Genomic DNA, 18,894 nt, shown 5'->3' on the forward strand with positions numbered 1-18,894 from the left:
TCGCCAAGATGACCAAGGGCATCGCTTCCTGGGGCTGGTCGACGGTGCCGCAGAAAAACATGAAGGACCGCGTCTTCTGGTACACGCAGGCCAAGGTGGTCGGCGGCGGCTCGTCTATCAACGCGCAGATCTACACGCGCGGCAACGCCCGCGACTATGACGCCTGGGAGAAGGAAGAGGGCCTCGCAGGCTGGGGCTATCGCGACGTGCTTCCTTATTTCAAGCGCGCCGAGAACAACCAGCGTTTCGCCAACGACTATCATGGCGACCAGGGGCCGCTGGGTGTCTCCAACCCGATTTCGCCATTGCCGATCTGCGAGGCCTATTTCCGGGCTGGCCAGGAAATGGGCATTCCCTTCAATCCCGACTTCAACGGCGCCAGCCAGGAGGGCGTCGGCTATTACCAGCTCACCCAGAGGAACGCCCGGCGCTCATCCGCCTCGGTCGCCTATCTGAAACCGATCCGCACACGCAAGAACCTGACGGTAAGGACCGACGTTCTGGTGACACGCGTTGTCGTCGAGAAGGGCCGCGCCATCGGTGTCGAGATCGTCGACAGGCCGGGAGGGCAAAAGTCGATCCTGCGCGCCGAGCGCGAGGTGATCGTCTCTTCCGGCGCCATCGGCTCGCCGAAGCTCCTGATGCGGTCGGGCATCGGCCCGGCGGATCACCTGAAGTCGGTTGGCGTCACCCCGGTCCACGACCTGCCCGGCGTCGGCTCCAACATGCAGGACCATCTCGACCTGTTCGTGATTTCCGAATGCACCGGCGACTACACCTACGACAATTACGCCAAGCTGCATCGCACGCTCTGGGCCGGCCTGCAGTACGTGCTGCTCAAGAACGGACCTGTCGCTTCCAGCCTCTTCGAGACCGGCGGCTTCTGGTACGCCGACCCGACTGCCGCCTCGCCCGATATCCAGTTCCATCTCGGCCTCGGCTCAGGCATCGAGGCCGGTGTCGAGAAGCTGAAGAACCCTGGCGTAACGCTGAACTCCGCCTTCCTGCGGCCGCGCTCGCGCGGCACCGTGCGGCTGAAGAGCGCCGACCCGGCCGACCACCCGCTGATCGATCCGAACTACTGGTCCGATCCCTATGACCGCGACATGTCGATCAAGGGCTTGCGGCTGGCGCGCGAGATCATGCGCCAGAAGGCGCTCCAGCCTTATGTCCTGCGCGAGGTGCTGCCGGGTCCGAACCTTCAGAGTGACGACGACCTCTTCGACTACGCCTGCTGCTCGTCCAAGACCGATCATCATCCGGTCGGCACCTGTCGCATGGGACACGACGCGATGGCGGTGGTAACGCCCGATCTCCGGCTGCGCGGCATCGAGGGTCTCAGGGTCTGCGATGCGTCGGTGATGCCGCGCGTCCCCTCCTCCAACACCAATGCGCCGACGATCATGGTCGGTGAAAAGGGCGCCGATCTGATCCTCGGCCGCGAGCCGCTGCCGCCGGCCGTGTTCAAGGGCAACCGGGCGGCATGAGGAACAAGCGATGATCAGGCACTGCGTCTTTGTCCGCTTCCGCGATGACGTCGCCATCGGCGAACGCGCGGCGATCCACGCCGACCTCGAGGCGTTGCGTTCCGTCGTCGACGGCATGGGCAAGGTCCACTTCAGCGCCAATGTCAGTCCCGAGCCATTTGCGCGCGGCTTCACCCACGGCTTTACCATCGATTTTCGCGACGCCACGGCCCGTGACGCCTATCTCGTGCATGAAGCCCATCAGCGCGCCGGCGCCCGATTGGTCGCGGCCTTGCAGGGCGGCACCGACGGGCTGTTGGTCTTCGACCTCGAGTTTACGGAAATGTGACCGCCGGAGTTCAAAAACCGGCAAATAACCCGTTCTCTTTTGCGCGCCACGGAACATATCGTTCATTTGGGGGACGCAAAGGAGGATCGCCTTGAACCTTACCAGCGAGCAGAAGAAAACCGTAATCGCATCGTTCCTCGGCTGGACGCTCGATGCTTTTGATTTCTTCCTGCTGACTTTCCTGCTCACCGATATTGCCGCTGAATTCCAAACCGACGTGCCGGCGGTCTCCAAGGCGCTGTTCCTGACGCTTGCGACGCGCTTCATCGGCGCGTTCTTCTTCGGCATGCTTGCCGATAAATATGGGCGGAAGCCGCTGCTGATGCTGAACATCGTCAGCTACTCGGTGATCGGCGCCTTAGCCGCCTTCTCACCCAATCTCGGTATATTCCTGGCGCTGCGCGCGCTCTTCGGCATCGCCATGGGCGGCGAATGGGGACTGGGCAGCTCGCTCGCCATGGAGTCCATTCCACCCAGCGCCCGCGGCACGGTCTCCGGCATCCTCCAATGCGGCTATCCCGCTGGTTATCTGCTGGCGGCAGTGGTCTACGGCCTGCTCTACGGACAAAAGGTCGGCGACTTCACCATCGGCTGGCGCTTCATGTTCCTCTTGAGTTTCGTGCCGGCGCTGATCGTGCTCTTCATCCGTTCGCACGTGCCGGAATCGCCGGCATTCGTCGAGGGACAGAAGACGGTCAAGCCCGGTCTTGTCGAAACGCTGCAGAACCACTGGGGCATCGCGCTCTATGCCGTGGTGCTGATGATGTTCTTCAACTTCTTCAGCCATGGCACGCAGGATCTCTATCCGACCTTCCTGAAGAAGCAGCACGGCTTCGACCCTCACACGGTGAGCTGGATCACCATCGTCGCCAATCTCGGCGCAATTGTCGGCGGCCTGGCTTTTGGGGCGCTGTCCGAGAAGATCGGCCGCGTCAACGCCATCACGCTCGCCTGCATCATCGCCTTCCCAGCGATCCCACTATGGGCCTACTCCACCACGCCGTTCATGCTGGCAATCGGCGCCTTCGTCATGCAGATCGCGGTGCAGGGCGCCTGGGGCGTCATCCCGGTGCATCTCAACGAGCTGTCCCCGGGTTCGGTGCGGGCAACATTGCCGGGCTTCATTTACCAGGCCGGCAATCTCGCCGCCTCCTATGGCGGCCCGTACCAGGCCGGCATCGCCGAGGCGCCGGGAGGCAGTTATGGCTATGCACTGGCGCTCTTCGCGGGTGTGGTCGCCGTCTGCATCATCGTCGTCATCCGCTTCAGCCCCGAGAAGCGAGGGCAGGTCATGACGGTCCTGGGTTAACCCAACCTGAGCGCCGCGACGCCGGCTACGATGCCGAGCGCCGCGGCGGCGCGCCACGCGGTCATTTTCTCGCCGAGCGCCAGTACCGAGATCAGCATGGCGAACAGGATGGATGTCTCGCGCAACGACGCGACCGAGGCGATCGGCGCCTTGGTCATCGCCCACATGACGATCCAATAGGCGGCGCCACTCAGCACGCCGGTGAACAGCCCCGCCTTCCAGTCGCGCGCCAGCACCGGCAGCGACTGCGGACCGCGGAAGACGACGCACAGCACCAGTGCGGCCGCCGCGTCGCAGACGAACAGCCACGCCGCGTAGCTTTGCGCGGTTGCCGCGAGCCGCGCGCCGCTGCCGTCGGCAAGCGTGTAGCTGGCGATGAAGATCGAGGTGCCGAGCGCGAAGCCGATGGCGCGCAGATTGACCTTTTCCAGATGCGCGCCGCCGCGAAACGACATGATCAGCGTGCCGGCTGAGAGCAGCACGATGCCGACGATGGCGAGCGGCGGCGGCACTTCTCCAACCACGGCAATCGCGCCGAGCGCCGACAGCAGCGGCGCGGTGCCGCGCGCCAGCGGATAGGTCTGCGCGAAATCGCCAGCCTTGTAGGCGCCGACCAGGAATGTCCGGTAGCCCATGTGGAAGATGACGGACGCGATGATGTAAGGCCATACCTCGGCCTTCGGCACCTCGACGAACGGAAGCGCGAACAATGCCGCAAACCCCATGCCTGCGGTCATCAGGGTGATGGACAGGAAGCGGTCGAGATGCACCTTGACCAGGGCGTTCCAGATTGCGTGCATGGCCGCCGCCGAAAGCACCGCGAGGAAGACGAACAGCGTCATGCCTGGCTCACCTGACCGCGAGGCCTGAGGCGAGGCCTGGCGTTTCCAGGTCGATATCGACCCTCACCGGAAAATGGTCGGAAGCCACCTCGCCTATATCCGCGCTGACCGAACGCACGCGCCCGGCGAGCATGCCGCCGACGAAACAGTGGTCGAGACGGCGCTTCGCCAGTTTGCCGTCGATGATCTTTTCATGCGTATGGAAATCCGGCCCCGGTTCGCTCGCGACTGCGGCGGCATCGACGAAACCGTCGATATAAGCGGCGCCGCGATGATAAGGGGTGCTGCCGACGATGCGCCGGTACTCGGCGCTGCCCGGCTCCGTGTTGAAGTCGCCGAGCCAGATCGCCGCCGGCGGGTTCTCCGGTTCCGGTTGCCCGTCGCTCCAGTTGCGCTGCGGTTCGTCATCGGCGCCGCTCCACGGACCGCCCTCGGACGGCGCCCGGCGATGTTCGGCAAGCAGATAGTCGATCTGCTCCAGCCGCTCCTCCGCCGCGATATGAGCAAGATGCAACGAGACGACGCGCACAGCCCCGGCGGGCGTGCGAATCATGCATTCGAGCGCGGCGTTGCGCGTGTTGAGCGGGCGCAGCGTGCGCCGCATCGGCAGCGCGTGCAGGCGCGACCAGACGATCGGCAGCTTCGACAGCACCATCGTGCCGAACTGCCTGCGGCGGTTGACAATGCGGCCGTCACGCTTCTCGCTGGCGTCCATGTCGAAAGCCGGACCGTAGACCCAGTGATAGCCAGGCAGCAGGCCGGACAGTATTTCCGGCTGGTCGTCGCCATTGGTGCGTTGCCAATGCCGCTCGACCTCCTGCAGCGCGACGATGTCGGCGCCGTCGACCAGTCTGGCCGCGCGCGTGAGATCATAGCGCCCGTCGCTGCCATAGCCGTACTGGATGTTGTAGCTGATCAGCTTCATTGATTAACCGGCTCAATTCCGTGACGGCAGTAGCGCCTCACCGATAGCGTTGCAATGGACCGTGGCGGTGCGCAGGATGGTCCAGTTGAACACCACCTGTCCGGCCGGCACCTAATAGGTGGTAAGTGGCTGAAAACTTCCGGCAGGCGAGGCCGCCAGCTCCGCCCAGTCGATTTCTTCCTCGATACGGTGATAGGCCTCGTCGCCGATCGTGCCGTTGCGGCGCAATTCCTCCAGCGTGTCGCGCTGACGCTTGATGGCGTAGAGCCGCAACCGGTCGTATTCGGTCGCGGCTTGAGCGTCATCCGGGTTCTCCGCGATCTTGCGCTGCGCTTCATATTGCTCGCGCACGACCGCAGCCGCCGCCGATGTCTTTCGGCTCAGCACATCGAGCGCGGCCTGCATGACGGCGACACGCGCCTGCGCCACCTCGTGGTCGATCGTCGAGTCGCGGTCGAAGTTGAGCACCCGCAGCAGCGGCTTGAGGCTCATGCCCTGGAGCACCAGCGTGCCGAGGACGACAGCGAAGGCGGCAAGCACAATCGGGTCGCGGCCGGGAAAGCCGACAGGCAGCGCAACGGCGGCGACCAGCGTCACGAGCCCGCGCATACCGCACCAGCCGACGAGCACGGCGCCACGAAATGTGGGCGCCTCCCGCCTTAGCTCTTCGCCATCGAAGCGTGCAAGCCAGCGTATGACGGCGACGTAGCCTGCCACCCAGATGAGACGCGAGACGATGACGACGGCCAGCACCGTTGCCGCGAAGATGAATGCCTCGGCCTGTCCCTGCCCTTCCAGCCGGCTGACGATCGAGCGCGCCTGCAGGCCCATCAGGACGAAAGCCAGCACGTTGAGCACGAACACCGCCGTCTCCCAGACCGAATAGGAGGTGACGCGGCGTCTCGCCGACATGCGGCGCGGCGCCCGGCGCGCGATGGTGATGGCATAGACGACGATGGTGATGATGGCCGAAAGCCCGATCTTGTCGGCGATGATCCAGACGGCGAAGGTACCTGCAAACTGCACCACCGTGCTGCTTGCCGCATCCTCGATCCGCGCCAGGGTGACCATGGAGAAACGGCCGAAAAGATAGCCGGCGGCGACGCTGCCGACCGTCGACAGCAGGATGACCGGCACTGCGTCCCTCAACACGAGCGCGCCGATCGCGGCCGAAACCGATATCCGGTAGATCAGGAGCGCGGTGGCATCGTTGAGCAGGCTTTCGCCCTGCAGGATGGCCATGATGCGGTGCGGCACCCTGAACTGGCTGAGCACGGCGTTTGCCGCGACCGCATCCGGCGGCGCGACGATGGCGCCGAGCGCGATCGCCGCAGCGATCGGCAGGCCCGCCATCTTCCAGCCGACCAGCGCAACGACCACGGTAGTGAAGACAACGGCGCCAAGCGCCAGCAGCAGCAGCGGCAGCCGGTAGCGGTTCAAGTCGCGCAATGAGGTGTCGTAAGCGGCATCTAGAAGCACCGGCGCGATGAACAGGGCGAGCGCCAGTTCCGGATCGATCTGGATCGTCGGCGCACCGGGCACGAAGGCGATCCCCACCCCGGCCAGCGCCAGCAGCGAGGGATAGGGAACCTCTAGCCAGCGCGACAGCGCCGTCAGGGCGACGGCGATCAAAAGCAGGATGAGCGTGAGTTCGAAAAGCGCCATGGCCTATCTAATCAAGGACGGACGGGGTGGGCAGAGGAAACTGCAAACTTCTCAACATGCCTATGACAGGCAGTCGCCGGCAGCCAAGATCATGGCCAACGAGCCGTTTTGTGAGTGGTCGTTGAGGACATGTTGTCGTCGGGCCCTATCTTGGCAACAAAACCTTCGGCAACAAGCGTGGAGTTCGAGAGCATTGATGGGCCAGGAACCGGTCTGTTCATTTTGCGGGAAATCCAAGCCGCAGGTCCTGCAACTCATTGCAGGGCCGGACGCTTTCATTTGCAATGAATGCGTTCAGCTGTGCGTCCAGATCGTCGCGGTCGAAAACCCGGACTGGCTGGAACAGCATCGCCAATTCCTGGCGACGCTGCCTTCAAAATCCCGGCCTGACTCGGCCCCGGCGTGAAGCTAGTGCAGAACCAGCATATCGCCTGACGCGAAGGAGATATCCGCCTTCTCGCCGACGACCGGCGGCGGCGTCGCCGAGTTGTTGAAGGTGTCGAGCGACACCGTGTTGCCGCCGATGCCGACCCGCACCCGGATGACCGAGCCGAGGAAGTGCACTTCGGCGATCTCGCCCGACAGGCTGGTGTCGTGGCCCGGCTGCCGCGCCAGCGAAATCGCTTCCGGACGCAGCGCCAGTGACAGCGTGTCGCCGGACTTGGAACCGTTGAGCTTGCCCTTGAGCGAGACTTCCTGCGTGTTGACCCGCACCATGCCCGACGAAGCGTCGGTGACCTGGCCTTCCAGGACGTTGAGCGTGCCGACGAAATTGGCGACGAACTTGGTCGCCGGCCGGTTGTAGATCTCGAACGGCGTGCCGACCTGCTCCGCCTTGCCGCCATACATCACCGCAATGCGGTCGGAGATCGACAGCGCCTCCTCCTGGTCGTGGGTGACGAAGATGGTGGTGATGCCGAGCTTCTTCTGGATCGAGCGGATTTCCTCGCGCAGCGAGACGCGCACCTTGGCGTCGAGCGCTGACAGCGGCTCGTCGAGCAGCAGCAGTTTCGGCTTCGGCGCGATGGCGCGCGCCAGCGCGATGCGCTGCTGCTGGCCGCCCGATAGCTGGTAGGGGTAGCGGTCGGCCATTTGCGGCAGCTTGATGATGTCGAGCATCTCGGCGACGCGCCTGTCGGCATCCGCCTTGGCCATGCCGGCCACCTTCAGCCCGAAAGCGATGTTCTGCGCCACTGTCAGGTTGGGGAACAGCGCGTACGCTTGGAACACCATGCCGACATTGCGCTGGTTGGGCTTCAGCCTGGTGATGTCCTTGCCGCCGACGACTATCTTTCCGGCCGAAGGCTCCTCGAAGCCGGCGACCATGCGCAGCACCGTCGTCTTGCCGCAGCCCGACGGTCCGAGGAAGGAGACGAATTCGCCGGGCTCTACGTCGAGGCTGAAATCCTGAACCACCGTGTTGGCGCCGTAGGACTTCCGCACATGCTGGATGGAGAGGAATGGCTCGGCCATGGCTTTCTCTTTCGATCAGTGCTTTTCGCTCAATTAGGGCGGTTAGCCGATTTCGGCGCGAAGCGGGACAGGATCTGGATCAGCGACATGCAGCCCCAGGTAATGGCAAATGCAATAATGGCAAGCGCGGCCGGCTCATAGGCGCGGTTGGCGCCGATATTCTGCAGATACGGTCCGAATGCCGGACGGTTGAGCAGGCTGGCCATTGTGAACTCGCCGATGACGATGGCGAAGGTCAGGAAGGCGCCCGACAGCACTGCGATCAGGACATTGGGGAGTATGACGCGGGTGATGATCGTTGACCAGCCTGCGCCGAGAATCTGCGCTGCCTCAGTCAGTGTCCGGACGTCGATCGTACGCAAGCCGGTATCGACGGCGCGGTACATATAGGGCAGCGCAAGCGTCGCGTAGCCGATCACCAGCAAGGCGCTGGCGCCCAGGTCGCTGGCCAGGAACGGCAGCGGCGAGTTCGACCCGTACATGCGGATATAGCCGAAGACGATGACGATCGCGGGAATGACCAGCGGCAGCAGCGTGATGAACTCGACGATCGGCCTGAGCTGCGGCAGCCGCAACCGGATCCAGTAAGCGGCCGGCACCACGATCAGCACGCCGAGGATGATGGTGAAGATCGCCGCGATCACCGAATACAGGAAGGTTGCCTGGAACCGTGGGTCGCCGAGCACGACCTGATAGGCATCGAAGGAATGGACGCCGCGCCGCATGCGCAGCGAAAACTCGAATGTCGCAAGCAGCGGAATGAAGAAATAAGCCGTGCCGATCCCGAAGACGACCCACGCCCAGAACTTTCCCGACTTCATTTCAACCACCTCTCGGAACGGGTCCGGAACCAGATGTAGAAGACATTGGCCAGCCCGGTGATGACGATCATGCCGAAGGCAATGGCATAGCCGAGCTGCGGGTTATGCAGCACGTCACCATTGATCTGCGAGTAGAGCTTGATCGGGACGATGTTGAGCTGCGGACCGGAGAAAGCATAAGCAGTTGCGATGGCACCGAACGCATTGGCGAACAGGAGGATGACGGTGCCGAGGAAGCTCGGAAACAAGACCGGTATCACCACCATGCGCCAGTACTGCCACTGGGTGGCGCCAAGCGTGGCGGCGGCCTCGTTCCATTCCTTCTTCAACCCGTCGATCGCCGGCACGATGATCACAACCATCAGCGGGATCTGGAAGAAGAGATAGACCACGATCAGGCCCCACGTGGTCAGGAAGTTGAACCCCATCGCGTAGATGTTGAGGTTGAAGATGTCGCGCAGCAGCACTGTCACGATACCGACACGACCGAGCGTCGCGATGAAGGCGAAGGCGAGCGGCAAGCCGGCAAAATTTGACGCCACGCCGGAAAATGTCAGCGTAGCGGAGCGGACCCAGCCAGGCAGGCCGCCGCGCACGATGGCGATGGCGATGGCCAGTCCGGCAAATGCGCCAACGATGGCCGACCAGAAGCTGATCTTGATCGAAACCCAATAGGAATTGCTGATGGACGGGTCGCTCACCAACTGCAGGATGTTGTCGAGCGTGAACCCGCCGTCCCCGGTCTGAAACGCGCCGATGACGAGATAGAGCGTCGGCATGATCAGGAACATCAGGGCGAAGATGAAGAAAGGCGCCACCCCGACCCATTGTGTCGGCAAACGAAAAGCGGTCGCCTCGTTCGGCGGCGCAGGCTTGGTGGCAATTGACTGATTTGAAAGCGAGAGATCGGTCATGCGCCGGCACCGTCTTCGAGGAAAATCCGGGCGGCCTTGCGGCCGCCCGGTCAACTTCAAGCCTTACTTGACGTTGGCGCCGACGGTGGCGTCCCAGTTTTTGCTGATGGCTTCCTTGGCCTTGGCCTGCTCGTCGAGCGACGGGAACACCGCCGAGGCATAGGACTCTGCCGGAGGCAGCTTGGCCAGCACGTCCGCCGGGATCTTGCCGTTCTTGGCGAGATCGTTGAAGCGGATCGGGTGGCAATAGCCCTTCAGCCAGCCGATCTGGCCTTCGTCGGAATAGAGATATTCCATCCACAGCTTGGCCGCGTTCGGGTGCGGAGCGTAGGCGCTGATCGCCTGCACGTACACGCCGGCGACGACGCCGGTCTTCGGCACGATGACGTCGACGGGCGGGTTGCCCTTCAGCGTGTCACGGCCGGCGAGCGCGTTATAGTCCCAGTTGATCAGGATCGGCGTCTGGCCCTGGGCCAGCGTTGCCGGCTTACCGACGACCGGAACGAAGTTGCCAGCGGCATTGAGCTTCTTGAAGAAGTCGAGGCCAGCGGTGCCAGCGGCCTCGCCAGCGGCGGCGCCCGTCGAAAGGCCCGACGCGTAGACGGCCTGGATGGCCTGGTTCGAAGCGCGCGGATCGCCAGCCAGCGCAACCGAGTTGGCGAATTCCGGCTTCAGGAGATCGGCCCAATCCTTCGGCGATTCCTTGACCAGATCCTTGTTCACCATCATCGACAGCACGCCGTAGTAGTCGCCGTACCAGGCGCCGTCGGCATCCTTGGCGCTGTCAGGGATCGAGTCCCAGGTCGAGACCTTGTAGGGCATCAGCAGGCCGTCGGCCTTGGCCGTCGGGCCGAAGGACAGGCCGACGTCGATCACGTCGGGGGCCTGCGGACCCTTGTTGTCCTTGTTGGCCTTGATCGCCTCGACCTCGTCGCCGGAGCCGGCGTCGGGGTTGAGCTCGTTGATCTTGATTTCCGGATACTTAGCCTTGAAAGCGTCGATGACCGCCCCGTAGCCGCACCAGTCATGCGGAAGCGCGATGACAGTCAGCTGGCCTTCAGCCTTCGCAGCCTTGACGAGATCGTCCATCGAAGCAGCGGACGAAATCACCGTCGACGCGAAAAGCGCCGCGGCCGAAAGGGAAAGCACTTTCCCCGTGAACTTGAACATGTGTTCTCTCCGTTGAACTGGCGCCGTTGGACGCCTCAGATGCCGGTATCGTTTTCGTGTGACAGCCAGATGAAAGCTTTTTGAAACCGAGGCCCAGCGGCGCGAAAAGTTAACTCTTTTTAACAGACTGTAGCAATTAGCCTGCACTTATTTTTCCGGCTAATGGTTGTTTGCCTTGCCCCTCGCCCTTTCTCCTCTTCGTTCAGATACCTTTGTTTTTAAACTTTCTGGCCACCAGGCCGGCTTTCATACCGTGCCCTCGATGGCGTTTTCGAGCAGCGCCAGCGCCGCCTTCTTGGTCAGCTTGACCGGATTGCCGCCGGCGGTCGGGTCGACCACCGCCATGTCGGCGATGAGCGCCTTGCGCTTCTTGTCCATGTCGAGGCCCTTGATCAGGCCGGGCAGCGCATGCGGTACTTTGAGCTCCTTGCGCAGCTTGATGATCGCCTTGGCGAAGCCGTCGTAGCCACCCTTGATGCCGCAATAGGCTGCAAGCCTGACAATGCGATCCTCGATCGCTTCACGATTGAAGGCGAGCACATAGGGCATGAACACGGCGTTGGTCATGCCGTGATGGGTGTCGTAGAGCGCGCCGATCGGATGCGACAGCGAGTGAATGGCGCCCAGTCCCTTCTGGAAGGCGGCAGCGCCCATGGCGGCGGCGCTCATCATATGGGCTCGCGCGACCAGATCCTTGCCGTTGGCGAATGCCTTGGGCAGGTTCTCGAACACCAGCCGGATGCCTTCCACCGCGATGCCGTCGGCCATCGGGTGATAGCCGGGCGCGCAATAGGCCTCGAGGCAGTGGGCTAGCGCATCCATGCCCGTGCCGGCGGTGATGAAGCCAGGCATGCCGACCGACAGTTCCGGATCGGCAATGACGATTGCCGGCAAAAGCTTGGGATGGAAGATGACCTTCTTGGTATGGGTCTCCTCATTGGTGATGACGCCCGCGCGTCCCACCTCCGAACCGGTGCCGGCCGTGGTCGGCACCGCGATGATCGGCGCGATCGCATCCGAATTGGCCCTTGTCCACCAGTCGCCGATGTCCTCGAAGTCCCACACGGGGCGGGTCTGGCCGGCCTGGAAGGCGATCAGCTTGCCGAGGTCCAGCGCCGAGCCGCCGCCGAAGGCGATGACGCCGTCATGCTTGCCCTTCTTGAACACGGCGATGCCGGCCGTCAGGTTGGACTCGACCGGGTTCGGCTTCACCTCGGAGAACACGCCATAGGGGACCTTGGCATCGTCGAGGATATTCAGCGTCGAGGCGACGACAGGCAGCTTCGCCAGGCCGGGGTCGGTGACGAAGAGCGGCCGCTTGATACCCGCCGCGGCGAGCGCGTCCGGCAGTTCCTCGATGCGGCCCGCGCCGAAGCGGACGGTGGTGGGATAGTTCCATTTGGAGATGAGCTTGGACATTTCAGTCTTTCCGTAAAATCAGATGGCTTCGCGCAGGTGATAGGATTTCGGCCGGGTCAGGTTGTCGTAGCCGATGGCCGACAGCGCAGCGCCCTTGCCGGTGTCCTTGACGCCGGTCCAGACGAGAGCCGGATCGAGGTAGTCGCAACGGTTCATGAACACCGTGCCGGTCTCGACACGGTCACCGATCGCTATTGCGCGCTCAGTGTCGCGGGTCCAGATAGAAGCCGTCAGACCATAGGGACTGTCGTTCATCAGCGCGATCGCCTCCTCGTCGTTGCGCACCTTCATGATGCCGACGATCGGTCCGAAGCTTTCCTCGCGCATGACGCTCATCTGGTGGTCGACACCGGTCAGCACCTCAGGCGCCAGATAGGGTGAGCCGGCTTTGTCGTTCTCGACCTTCATGTTGATGTGCGCGGCAGCACCCTTGCGCAGCGCCTCGGCCTTCTGCTCGCGGATCAGGTCGGCAAAGCGCGCCTGCGCCATCGGGCCCATGGTGGTCGCCTGATCCAGCGGATTGCCGACGACGTAGTTCTTGGTCTCGGCGATGAAGCCCTCGACGAACTCGTCATAGATTTTCTCGTGCACATAGACGCGCTCGATGCCGCAGCAGCACTGGCCGGAATTGAAGAAGGCGCCGTCGACAAGGTTGGCGACCGCATGGTCGAGCTTAGCGTCCGGCAGAACATAGGCCGGGTCCTTGCCGCCGAGTTCCAGGCCGAGCGACATGAAGGTGCCGGCCGCGGCCTTCTCGATCGCGCGGCCGCCGCCAACCGAGCCGGTGAAGTTGACATGGTCGATCTTGCCGGAGCCGAGCAGCTTCTCGGTCTGGCTATGGTTGAGCACGACGTTCTGGAACAAGCCCTTCGGCAGGCCGGCCTTGTCGAAGGCCTGTTGAAACCGTTCGCCGACCAGCAGCGTCTGTGCCGCATGCTTCAGGATGACGGCGTTGCCGGCCATCAGCGCCGGAACGATGGTGTTGACGGCGGTGAGATAAGGGTAGTTCCACGGCGCGATCACCATGACCACGCCAAGCGGGTCCTTCCGGACATAGCGGCGGAAGCCGTCCTTGGGATTGGAAGCCGGAACAGCCTTCAGCGCCTGCTCGGCGATCTCGACCATATAGTTGGTGCGCTCCTTGACGCCACCGAACTCGCCGCCATAGCGCACCGGCCGCCCCATCTGCCAGGCGATCTCCGGCACGATCTCGTCGGTCATGCCGACCAACGCCTCCAGCATCGCCAGCATGTACTTGCCGCGTTCGACGATCGGCGTCTGCGCCCACTTCTCCTGCGCCGCCTTGGCGCGTTCGACCGCGGCGTTGATCGACTGGTCGCTCGCTACCGGCCGCTCGGCATAGATCGAGCCATCGATGGGGGATTTGAGTTTGACCGTCTCGGTCATCTGTTCCTCGCAGTTTTACAACAATCGAAAATCATGTGGCATGGCGCTGGCCTCGTGCGCCTGCCCTTTCCCTTACAGTGGCTTGGGGGAAGGAAGAAGTACCCCTCCCCCCTTCGACATGGAGGGAAGAGGGGTGCTGCTTTGCCGGCGTCCTAATACCGTTCAAACCCTCTGTGCAGCTCCCAGTCCGTGATACGGCGGTCGTATTCGAACTGCTCCCAGCGGGCGGTGTGCACATAGTGCTCGATCACGTCGTCGCCGAAGGCCTGCTTGAGCATCTTCGACTTGGCCAGCGTCTCGGTCGCGTCGCGCAGCGTCTTCGGGATCTCCGGCAGGCGCGAGGCCTGGTAGGCGTCGCCGACGAACGGCTTCTGCAATTCCAGCTTCTCGTCGATGCCGGCGAGGCCCGACGCGATCAGCGCCGCGAAGGCGAGGTACGGGTTGAGGTCGGCGCCGCCGATGCGGCACTCCATGCGGATGCCCTTGGTGCCCTCGCCGCAAAGCCGGAAGCCGGCGGTACGGTTGTCCTCGCTCCACATGATCTTGGTCGGCGCAAAGGTGCCGGCCTGGAAGCGCTTGTAGGAGTTGATGTAGGGCGCCAGGAACCAGGTGAATTCCTTGGCATATTTGAGCTGGCCGGCCGCCCATTGCTGGCCGAGGCTCGACAGCGTCCATTCCGCCTTCTTGTCGAAGAACAGCGGCGTCTTGCCGTCGGCGCTCCACAGCGAATTGTGGATGTGGCTGGAATTGCCGGCGAGCCCGTAATTGTACTTGGCCATGAAGGAGATCGATTTGCCTTCGGAATCAGCGATCTCCTTGGCGCCGTTCTTCAGGATGACATGGCGGTCGGCCATGTCGAGCGCCTCGGCATAGCGCACGTTGATCTCTTCCTGGCCCGGGCCCCACTCGCCCTTGGAATTCTCGATCGGGATGCCGGCGGCTTCCATCTCGTTGCGGAGCCGGCGCATGACCCCTTCTTCCTTGGTGGTGATGCCGATCTGATAATCGCCGATATAGGGCGAAGCGGTGTCGAGGCCCTGCCAATGCTTCTTGCGGGCGGAATCATAGGTCTCGCTGAACAGGTAGAATTCGAGCTCGGAGGCGAAGTATCCGATATAGCCGCGCTCCTTGAGGCGCTGGACCTGCTTCTTCAGGATGGCGCGCGGCGAGTGCGCGAGGTCTTCGTGTGTGTGGTGGTCGAGCACGTCGCAGATGACCAGCGCCGTCTTCTCCAGCCACGGAATGCGCCGCAGCGTCGACAAATCGGGCTTCATGACGAAGTCGCCATAGCCTTTCGACCAGCTTGCTGCCTTGTAGCCCGGCACCGGCTCCATATCGATGTCGCAGGCAAGCAGATAGTTGCAGCCATGCGTCTCGCCATGCGCGGAATCGACGAAGTACTGCGCCAGGAAACGCTTTCCCGCGAGGCGGCCCTGCATGTCGACGATGCAGGCCAGCACCGTATCGATCTCGCCGTTGGAGACCGCCTTCTTCAACTGATCGAACGAGAAATTCCCGGCCATTCTTTTGGCACTCCAAAACTTGTCGATTGAAAGGGAGAAACGAAACCATGGCCGGCATGATGCCGGCCATGGCGTTGAAGCGAAGCCTCAGTGCGCGCCGGTCTCGCCGACGGCCTGCTCGGCCGCCTTGATGGCTGCCTGGCGCGCCGCGATGATGTCGCCGAGCGGCGGGCCCTGGAAACGGCGCCGTTCGAACGCGAACCAGACGACCGCGGTCAGGATGAAGAAGCCGACGGTGATGTTGAGCGCCCAGTCGTTCGGCGGTTGGACGCCGATGACGAAGATCAGGACCATCGACACGACCGAAAGGAAGGCGAACAGCATGAACACGCCGCGACCCATGTTCCAGGGTCCCATCTTGTCCCACTTCGGCGTGCCCCAGGCCAGCATTCCGAGGACGATCGGCACCGTGAAGGAAAGGAATAGGAAGATCACGGTGCAGGACACGACGATGGTGTAGGCCGACGTGCCACCGATCGAGACGCCGGGAAGCGACGTACCCCAGACGAACAGCACGGACAGGATCGAAGCCGTCCAGATCGCCGCCACCGGCGTGCGATAGGTGGGGCTGACCTTGGCCAGCGCCGCCGAGCCCGGCAGGCCGCCGTCACGCGAGAAGGCGAAGATCATGCGCGAGGCCGACGTGACGGTGGCGAGACCGCACAGCAGCTGCGACACGAACACCACGAGGTAGACGAACTCCTTGATGCCGGACGGCACGCGCTGGTCGAAAGCCCAGAAGAACACGTTCCAGCCCTGCTTGGCGGCGTCGTCCATGTTCGGGATCATCAGCACAAATGCGGCCAGGAACAAGTAGCCGAACAGCGCCGACCAGACGACCGACATCACCATCGCCCTCGGCACGGAGGATGCGGCCTTGATGGTCTCCTCCGAAGTGTGCGCCGAGGCGTCGTAGCCGGTGATGGTATAGATCGGCAGCAGCAGGCCGAGGGCGAACACCCAGGCGTTCGACACTGCCGGCCAGACCGGATCGCCGGTGAGCGAACCATCCGCCGCAATAGTCGGCTGTCCCGAATAATTGTGGAACGTGAACAGCCGGGCGAAGTCCCAGTGCTCAGCACAGAGCAGGCAGACCACCGCGATCAGGATCGAGCCGAAGAAGATGAGGTAGCCCGAGAAGTCGGTGAGCTTCGCCGTAAGCTTGATGCCCAGGTGGTTGATCAGGGCCTGCGCACCGGTGACGATGACCAGGAAGATCATCTGGTTGGTGAGCGTGCCGTCGATGTGGAGCGCTGGTCCGAAAGCGCCGAGGAAGAACGTCCAGGTGCCGGCATTGATGGCGCCCAGCACAGTGATCAGGCCAAGCAGGTTGAGCCATGCCGTGACCCAGCCGGTGCCGCGGTTGCCGAGGATCGAGCCCCAGTGATAGAGGCCGCCGGCCGTCGGATAGGCCGAGCTGATCTGGGACATGGCAACGGCGAAGGTGAGCGACACGAAGCAGCCGACCAGCCAGCCGATGCCGATGCCGATGCCGCCGGCGCCAGCTGTTCCCTGGGCCAGCGAGTTGATGCCGCCGGACAGGATGCAGATGATGGAAAACGAAACCGCGAAGTTCGAGAAGCGGCTGAGGCGCCGCTCCAGTTCCTGGGCGTAGCCCATGTTGTGAAGGACCTTTATGTCCTCCGCCTTATCTACGTCGGTATAGTCGTTCGCTGCCATGTTGGAAGTCCCCTATTTGGTTCTTAGCTGGCCGATTGTACTGACTTTCCCATCGTGCGTTGTCGGGAGCCCCTGGCCTCCTCGGGCTCCAGATTTGAAAAGATGCCTGTGAGCAGATCCGCCCATTTCCGCTGCCCGGTCTCGCCGGATATTTCATCGTTGCGGATTTCGATCATCGCGCAGGCCAGGCCGCGCGAACGCGCATGCCTTTCCAGCGTGAAATAGACGCGGTCGGCCGGTGAATAAGGTTCGTTGACGCCTACGCAGATACCGGCGAGCCGCTGCAGCGCCGATATCAACGGCGCCGCCAGCCGGCGGTCCTCGTCATGGATGATGCCGATCTGCCAGGGCCTGCTCTTGCCCTTGTAGACCGGTGTGAAGGAATGCACCGACACCAGCCTGGTCTCCTGGCCTTTGGCCAGCCGCTTGTCGATGACGTCCGAGATCGCCTGATGGAACGGGCGCCATGCAAGATCGATCCGCGCGGCGCGTTGCTTCTCGGACAGGCCGACATTGCCGGGAATGGCCGTGGTCTCACTGACTGGCGACACCAGATCCGGCGCATCGAGCGGCCGGTTGCAATCGATGACGAGGCGCGAGACCCGGGTTTCAATCAACGTCGCGTCGAGCGCTTGGGCCAGGCGGCTGGCGACAGGGAGCGCCCCCGGGTCCCAGGCTATGTGACGGCTAAGATCTGCGGCAGGCAGGCCGAGCGTGCCGAATTCAACGGGCAGGAAGTTCGAGGCATGGTCGCAGGTGAAGACGAAGGGGCTGGCTCCGCCGGGGTTCGTCACCCTTACGGTTTCCGAAGGTGCAAGGCTGATGGGCCGAGCTTTCTCCATACCTGTCGTCCCCTCGGGAGCGCTGTATCTTATGTTACGTATTTTGCCTCATTGCGTCCCTATGGATGATTTCATACAGTTTAACCGGCTTTGTCAAACGCGAATTCGGGAAAACGGCGGAGCGGAGCCACGAGGTGGGGAAAACCATGATCGCCAGCATTGCCGAACTGATCTCGGACCGCATCGGGTCGATGCCCGCGGGTGAGCGCCGTGCCGCTCAGACGCTGATCGCCAACTACCCGTTGACGGGGCTGAAGACGGTTGCGGAGTTCTCAGCCGCGGCCGGCGTCTCCTCGCCGACCATCCTGCGTTTCGTCGCCAGGCTCGGCTTCCAGAATTATCCGGAATTCCAGTCGGCGCTGCAGGACGAGTTGGCGGCGCAGTTGCAGTCGCCCGCGACGCGAACGCTCAACCCTTCCGCGACCGGTGGCGCTGCCTCGCCGATGCTGGAAGCTACGCTCGACAACATGCGCGAGACCTTCCGCCACCTTTCCGACAGGCAGTTGGCCGACATCGCCGCCAGGCTTGCCGAGCGTCGCGGCAAGACCTTCCTGATCGGCGGCCGCTTCACCGACCCACTGGCTCGCTACATGGCCGCCCACCTCGCCATCATCCAGCCGGATGTCTATCACCTCGCCGGCCAGGAGAGCATCTGGCGCGACCGGCTCATCGACATGGGCAAGCGCGACGTTCTGGTGATCTTCGACATCCGCCGCTACCAGGAAAGCCTGATCCGTTTCGCCGAGAAGGCGCATGAGCGCGGCGTGCAGATCGTGCTTTTCACCGACCAGTGGCTGTCGCCGATCGCCCGCTTCGCCCGCCATGTGATTGCCGGGCGCACCGCTGTGCCTTCGGCCTGGGATTCGTCCGCCGCTCTGTTCGTGGTCGCCGAAACGCTGATCGGCGCCGTGACCAGGCAACTGGAAGCCGCCGGTGCGAAGCGCATCCGCGACCTGGAAAGCTTGCGCTAGGGCCTTCTTCGACCGACCGCAACCTCTGGCATTGCGGCAAAACTGCGTGTCGGAAGCGCGATGCCTGTTCACGTTACCGCGATTTAATGTGCACGATTGCGTGATAATTGCCATAAAC

General features: G+C 63.2%; 16 protein-coding genes and 1 pseudogene. 5 read left to right on the top strand and 12 right to left on the bottom strand.

What is annotated here, in order from left to right; translation table 11 throughout:
- The 3 genes from Q0L57_RS22510 to Q0L57_RS22520 form a co-directional block, all read left to right on the top strand.
- A partial coding sequence (locus Q0L57_RS22510; RefSeq protein WP_296745247.1) for a GMC family oxidoreductase N-terminal domain-containing protein occupies positions 1-1,487 on the top strand: 1,487 nt, incomplete at its 5' end.
- A gap of 10 nt (positions 1,488-1,497) precedes the next feature.
- Positions 1,498-1,815, top strand: coding sequence for a Dabb family protein (locus tag Q0L57_RS22515; RefSeq protein WP_296745248.1), 318 nt, complete (start codon positions 1,498-1,500; stop codon positions 1,813-1,815).
- Between the two features lie 91 nt (positions 1,816-1,906).
- Complete coding sequence (locus tag Q0L57_RS22520; RefSeq protein ID WP_296745249.1) at positions 1,907-3,124, top strand: MFS transporter; 1,218 nt, start codon at positions 1,907-1,909, stop codon at positions 3,122-3,124.
- On the opposite strand, the gene Q0L57_RS22525 is transcribed toward Q0L57_RS22520, so the two are convergent.
- The 3 genes from Q0L57_RS22525 to Q0L57_RS22535 form a co-directional block, all read right to left on the bottom strand.
- Positions 3,121-3,966 (bottom strand): EamA family transporter, encoded by an 846-nt coding sequence (locus tag Q0L57_RS22525; protein WP_296745250.1) that lies wholly within the window; start codon positions 3,964-3,966, stop codon positions 3,121-3,123. The two genes, Q0L57_RS22520 and Q0L57_RS22525, sit on opposite strands and share 4 nt — an antisense overlap.
- Positions 3,967-3,973: 7 nt before the next feature.
- Positions 3,974-4,891: an endonuclease/exonuclease/phosphatase family protein gene (locus Q0L57_RS22530; RefSeq protein ID WP_296745251.1), complete on the bottom strand. Its 918-nt coding sequence runs from the start codon at positions 4,889-4,891 to the stop codon at positions 3,974-3,976.
- Between the two features lie 111 nt (positions 4,892-5,002).
- Positions 5,003-6,556 carry a sodium:proton antiporter gene (locus Q0L57_RS22535; RefSeq protein WP_296745252.1) on the bottom strand — a complete coding sequence of 518 codons (1,554 nt, stop codon included), beginning with the start codon at positions 6,554-6,556 and terminating at the stop codon, positions 5,003-5,005.
- A 196-nt stretch (positions 6,557-6,752) separates the two neighbouring features.
- Here Q0L57_RS22535 and Q0L57_RS22540 point away from each other — a divergent pair.
- A pseudogene (locus Q0L57_RS22540) lies at positions 6,753-6,884 on the top strand (ClpX C4-type zinc finger protein); the annotation flags it as partial.
- Between the two features lie 80 nt (positions 6,885-6,964).
- On the opposite strand, the gene Q0L57_RS22545 reads toward Q0L57_RS22540, so the two are convergent.
- The 9 genes from Q0L57_RS22545 to Q0L57_RS22585 form a co-directional block, all read right to left on the bottom strand.
- Positions 6,965-8,029 carry an ABC transporter ATP-binding protein gene (locus tag Q0L57_RS22545; protein WP_296745253.1) on the bottom strand — a complete coding sequence of 355 codons (1,065 nt, stop codon included), beginning with the start codon at positions 8,027-8,029 and terminating at the stop codon, positions 6,965-6,967.
- Positions 8,030-8,058: 29 nt separating this feature from the next.
- Positions 8,059-8,850: an ABC transporter permease gene (locus Q0L57_RS22550; protein WP_296745254.1), complete on the bottom strand. Its 792-nt coding sequence runs from the start codon at positions 8,848-8,850 to the stop codon at positions 8,059-8,061.
- Positions 8,847-9,641, bottom strand: a complete 795-nt coding sequence (locus Q0L57_RS22555; RefSeq protein WP_296745262.1) for an ABC transporter permease subunit — start codon at positions 9,639-9,641, stop codon at positions 8,847-8,849. Before Q0L57_RS22555 ends, Q0L57_RS22550 begins: the two co-directional genes overlap by 4 nt.
- A 186-nt stretch (positions 9,642-9,827) precedes the next feature.
- Positions 9,828-10,934 (bottom strand): ABC transporter substrate-binding protein, encoded by a 1,107-nt coding sequence (locus Q0L57_RS22560; protein ID WP_296745255.1) that lies wholly within the window; start codon positions 10,932-10,934, stop codon positions 9,828-9,830.
- 246 nt (positions 10,935-11,180) lie between these two features.
- On the bottom strand, positions 11,181-12,353 hold the full coding sequence (locus tag Q0L57_RS22565; RefSeq protein WP_296745256.1) for an iron-containing alcohol dehydrogenase: 1,173 nt from the start codon (positions 12,351-12,353) through the stop codon (positions 11,181-11,183).
- An 18-nt stretch (positions 12,354-12,371) separates the two neighbouring features.
- The gene (locus Q0L57_RS22570) at positions 12,372-13,760 is read right to left on the bottom strand and encodes an aldehyde dehydrogenase family protein (RefSeq protein WP_296745257.1); all 1,389 of its coding nucleotides are present in this window, start codon (positions 13,758-13,760) and stop codon (positions 12,372-12,374) included.
- 152 nt (positions 13,761-13,912) lie between these two features.
- Positions 13,913-15,283, bottom strand: coding sequence for a glutamine synthetase family protein (locus Q0L57_RS22575; RefSeq protein WP_296745258.1), 1,371 nt, complete (start codon positions 15,281-15,283; stop codon positions 13,913-13,915).
- A gap of 87 nt (positions 15,284-15,370) precedes the next feature.
- The gene (locus Q0L57_RS22580; RefSeq protein ID WP_296745259.1) at positions 15,371-16,963 is read right to left on the bottom strand and encodes an amino acid permease; all 1,593 of its coding nucleotides are present in this window, start codon (positions 16,961-16,963) and stop codon (positions 15,371-15,373) included.
- 23 nt (positions 16,964-16,986) lie between these two features.
- On the bottom strand, positions 16,987-17,805 hold the full coding sequence (locus tag Q0L57_RS22585; RefSeq protein WP_296745260.1) for an N-formylglutamate amidohydrolase: 819 nt from the start codon (positions 17,803-17,805) through the stop codon (positions 16,987-16,989).
- A 146-nt stretch (positions 17,806-17,951) separates the two neighbouring features.
- Here Q0L57_RS22585 and Q0L57_RS22590 point away from each other — a divergent pair, with 146 nt between their 5' ends.
- Positions 17,952-18,776, top strand: a complete 825-nt coding sequence (locus Q0L57_RS22590; protein ID WP_296745261.1) for a MurR/RpiR family transcriptional regulator — start codon at positions 17,952-17,954, stop codon at positions 18,774-18,776.
- Positions 18,777-18,894 lie beyond the last annotated feature (118 nt).

Origin of the sequence: Mesorhizobium sp., assembly GCF_024509055.1 — a bacterium.
GTDB lineage: Bacteria > Pseudomonadota > Alphaproteobacteria > Rhizobiales > Rhizobiaceae > Mesorhizobium.

Excerpts from the sequence above, each read along its gene's own strand:
- Q0L57_RS22515 (WP_296745248.1), top strand. The coding sequence starts at position 1,498 with ATGATCAGGCACTGCGTCTTTGTCCGCTTCCGCGATGACGTCGCCATC.
- Q0L57_RS22525 (WP_296745250.1), bottom strand. The coding sequence starts at position 3,966 with ATGACGCTGTTCGTCTTCCTCGCGGTGCTTTCGGCGGCGGCCATGCAC.
- Q0L57_RS22530 (WP_296745251.1), bottom strand. The coding sequence starts at position 4,891 with ATGAAGCTGATCAGCTACAACATCCAGTACGGCTATGGCAGCGACGGG.
- Q0L57_RS22535 (WP_296745252.1), bottom strand. The coding sequence starts at position 6,556 with ATGGCGCTTTTCGAACTCACGCTCATCCTGCTTTTGATCGCCGTCGCC.
- Q0L57_RS22545 (WP_296745253.1), bottom strand. The coding sequence starts at position 8,029 with ATGGCCGAGCCATTCCTCTCCATCCAGCATGTGCGGAAGTCCTACGGC.
- Q0L57_RS22550 (WP_296745254.1), bottom strand. The coding sequence starts at position 8,850 with ATGAAGTCGGGAAAGTTCTGGGCGTGGGTCGTCTTCGGGATCGGCACG.
- Q0L57_RS22555 (WP_296745262.1), bottom strand. The coding sequence starts at position 9,641 with ATGTTCCTGATCATGCCGACGCTCTATCTCGTCATCGGCGCGTTTCAG.
- Q0L57_RS22560 (WP_296745255.1), bottom strand. The coding sequence starts at position 10,934 with ATGTTCAAGTTCACGGGGAAAGTGCTTTCCCTTTCGGCCGCGGCGCTT.
- Q0L57_RS22565 (WP_296745256.1), bottom strand. The coding sequence starts at position 12,353 with ATGTCCAAGCTCATCTCCAAATGGAACTATCCCACCACCGTCCGCTTC.
- Q0L57_RS22570 (WP_296745257.1), bottom strand. The coding sequence starts at position 13,760 with ATGACCGAGACGGTCAAACTCAAATCCCCCATCGATGGCTCGATCTAT.
- Q0L57_RS22575 (WP_296745258.1), bottom strand. The coding sequence starts at position 15,283 with ATGGCCGGGAATTTCTCGTTCGATCAGTTGAAGAAGGCGGTCTCCAAC.
- Q0L57_RS22580 (WP_296745259.1), bottom strand. The coding sequence starts at position 16,963 with ATGGCAGCGAACGACTATACCGACGTAGATAAGGCGGAGGACATAAAG.
- Q0L57_RS22585 (WP_296745260.1), bottom strand. The coding sequence starts at position 17,805 with ATGGAGAAAGCTCGGCCCATCAGCCTTGCACCTTCGGAAACCGTAAGG.
- Q0L57_RS22590 (WP_296745261.1), top strand. The coding sequence starts at position 17,952 with ATGATCGCCAGCATTGCCGAACTGATCTCGGACCGCATCGGGTCGATG.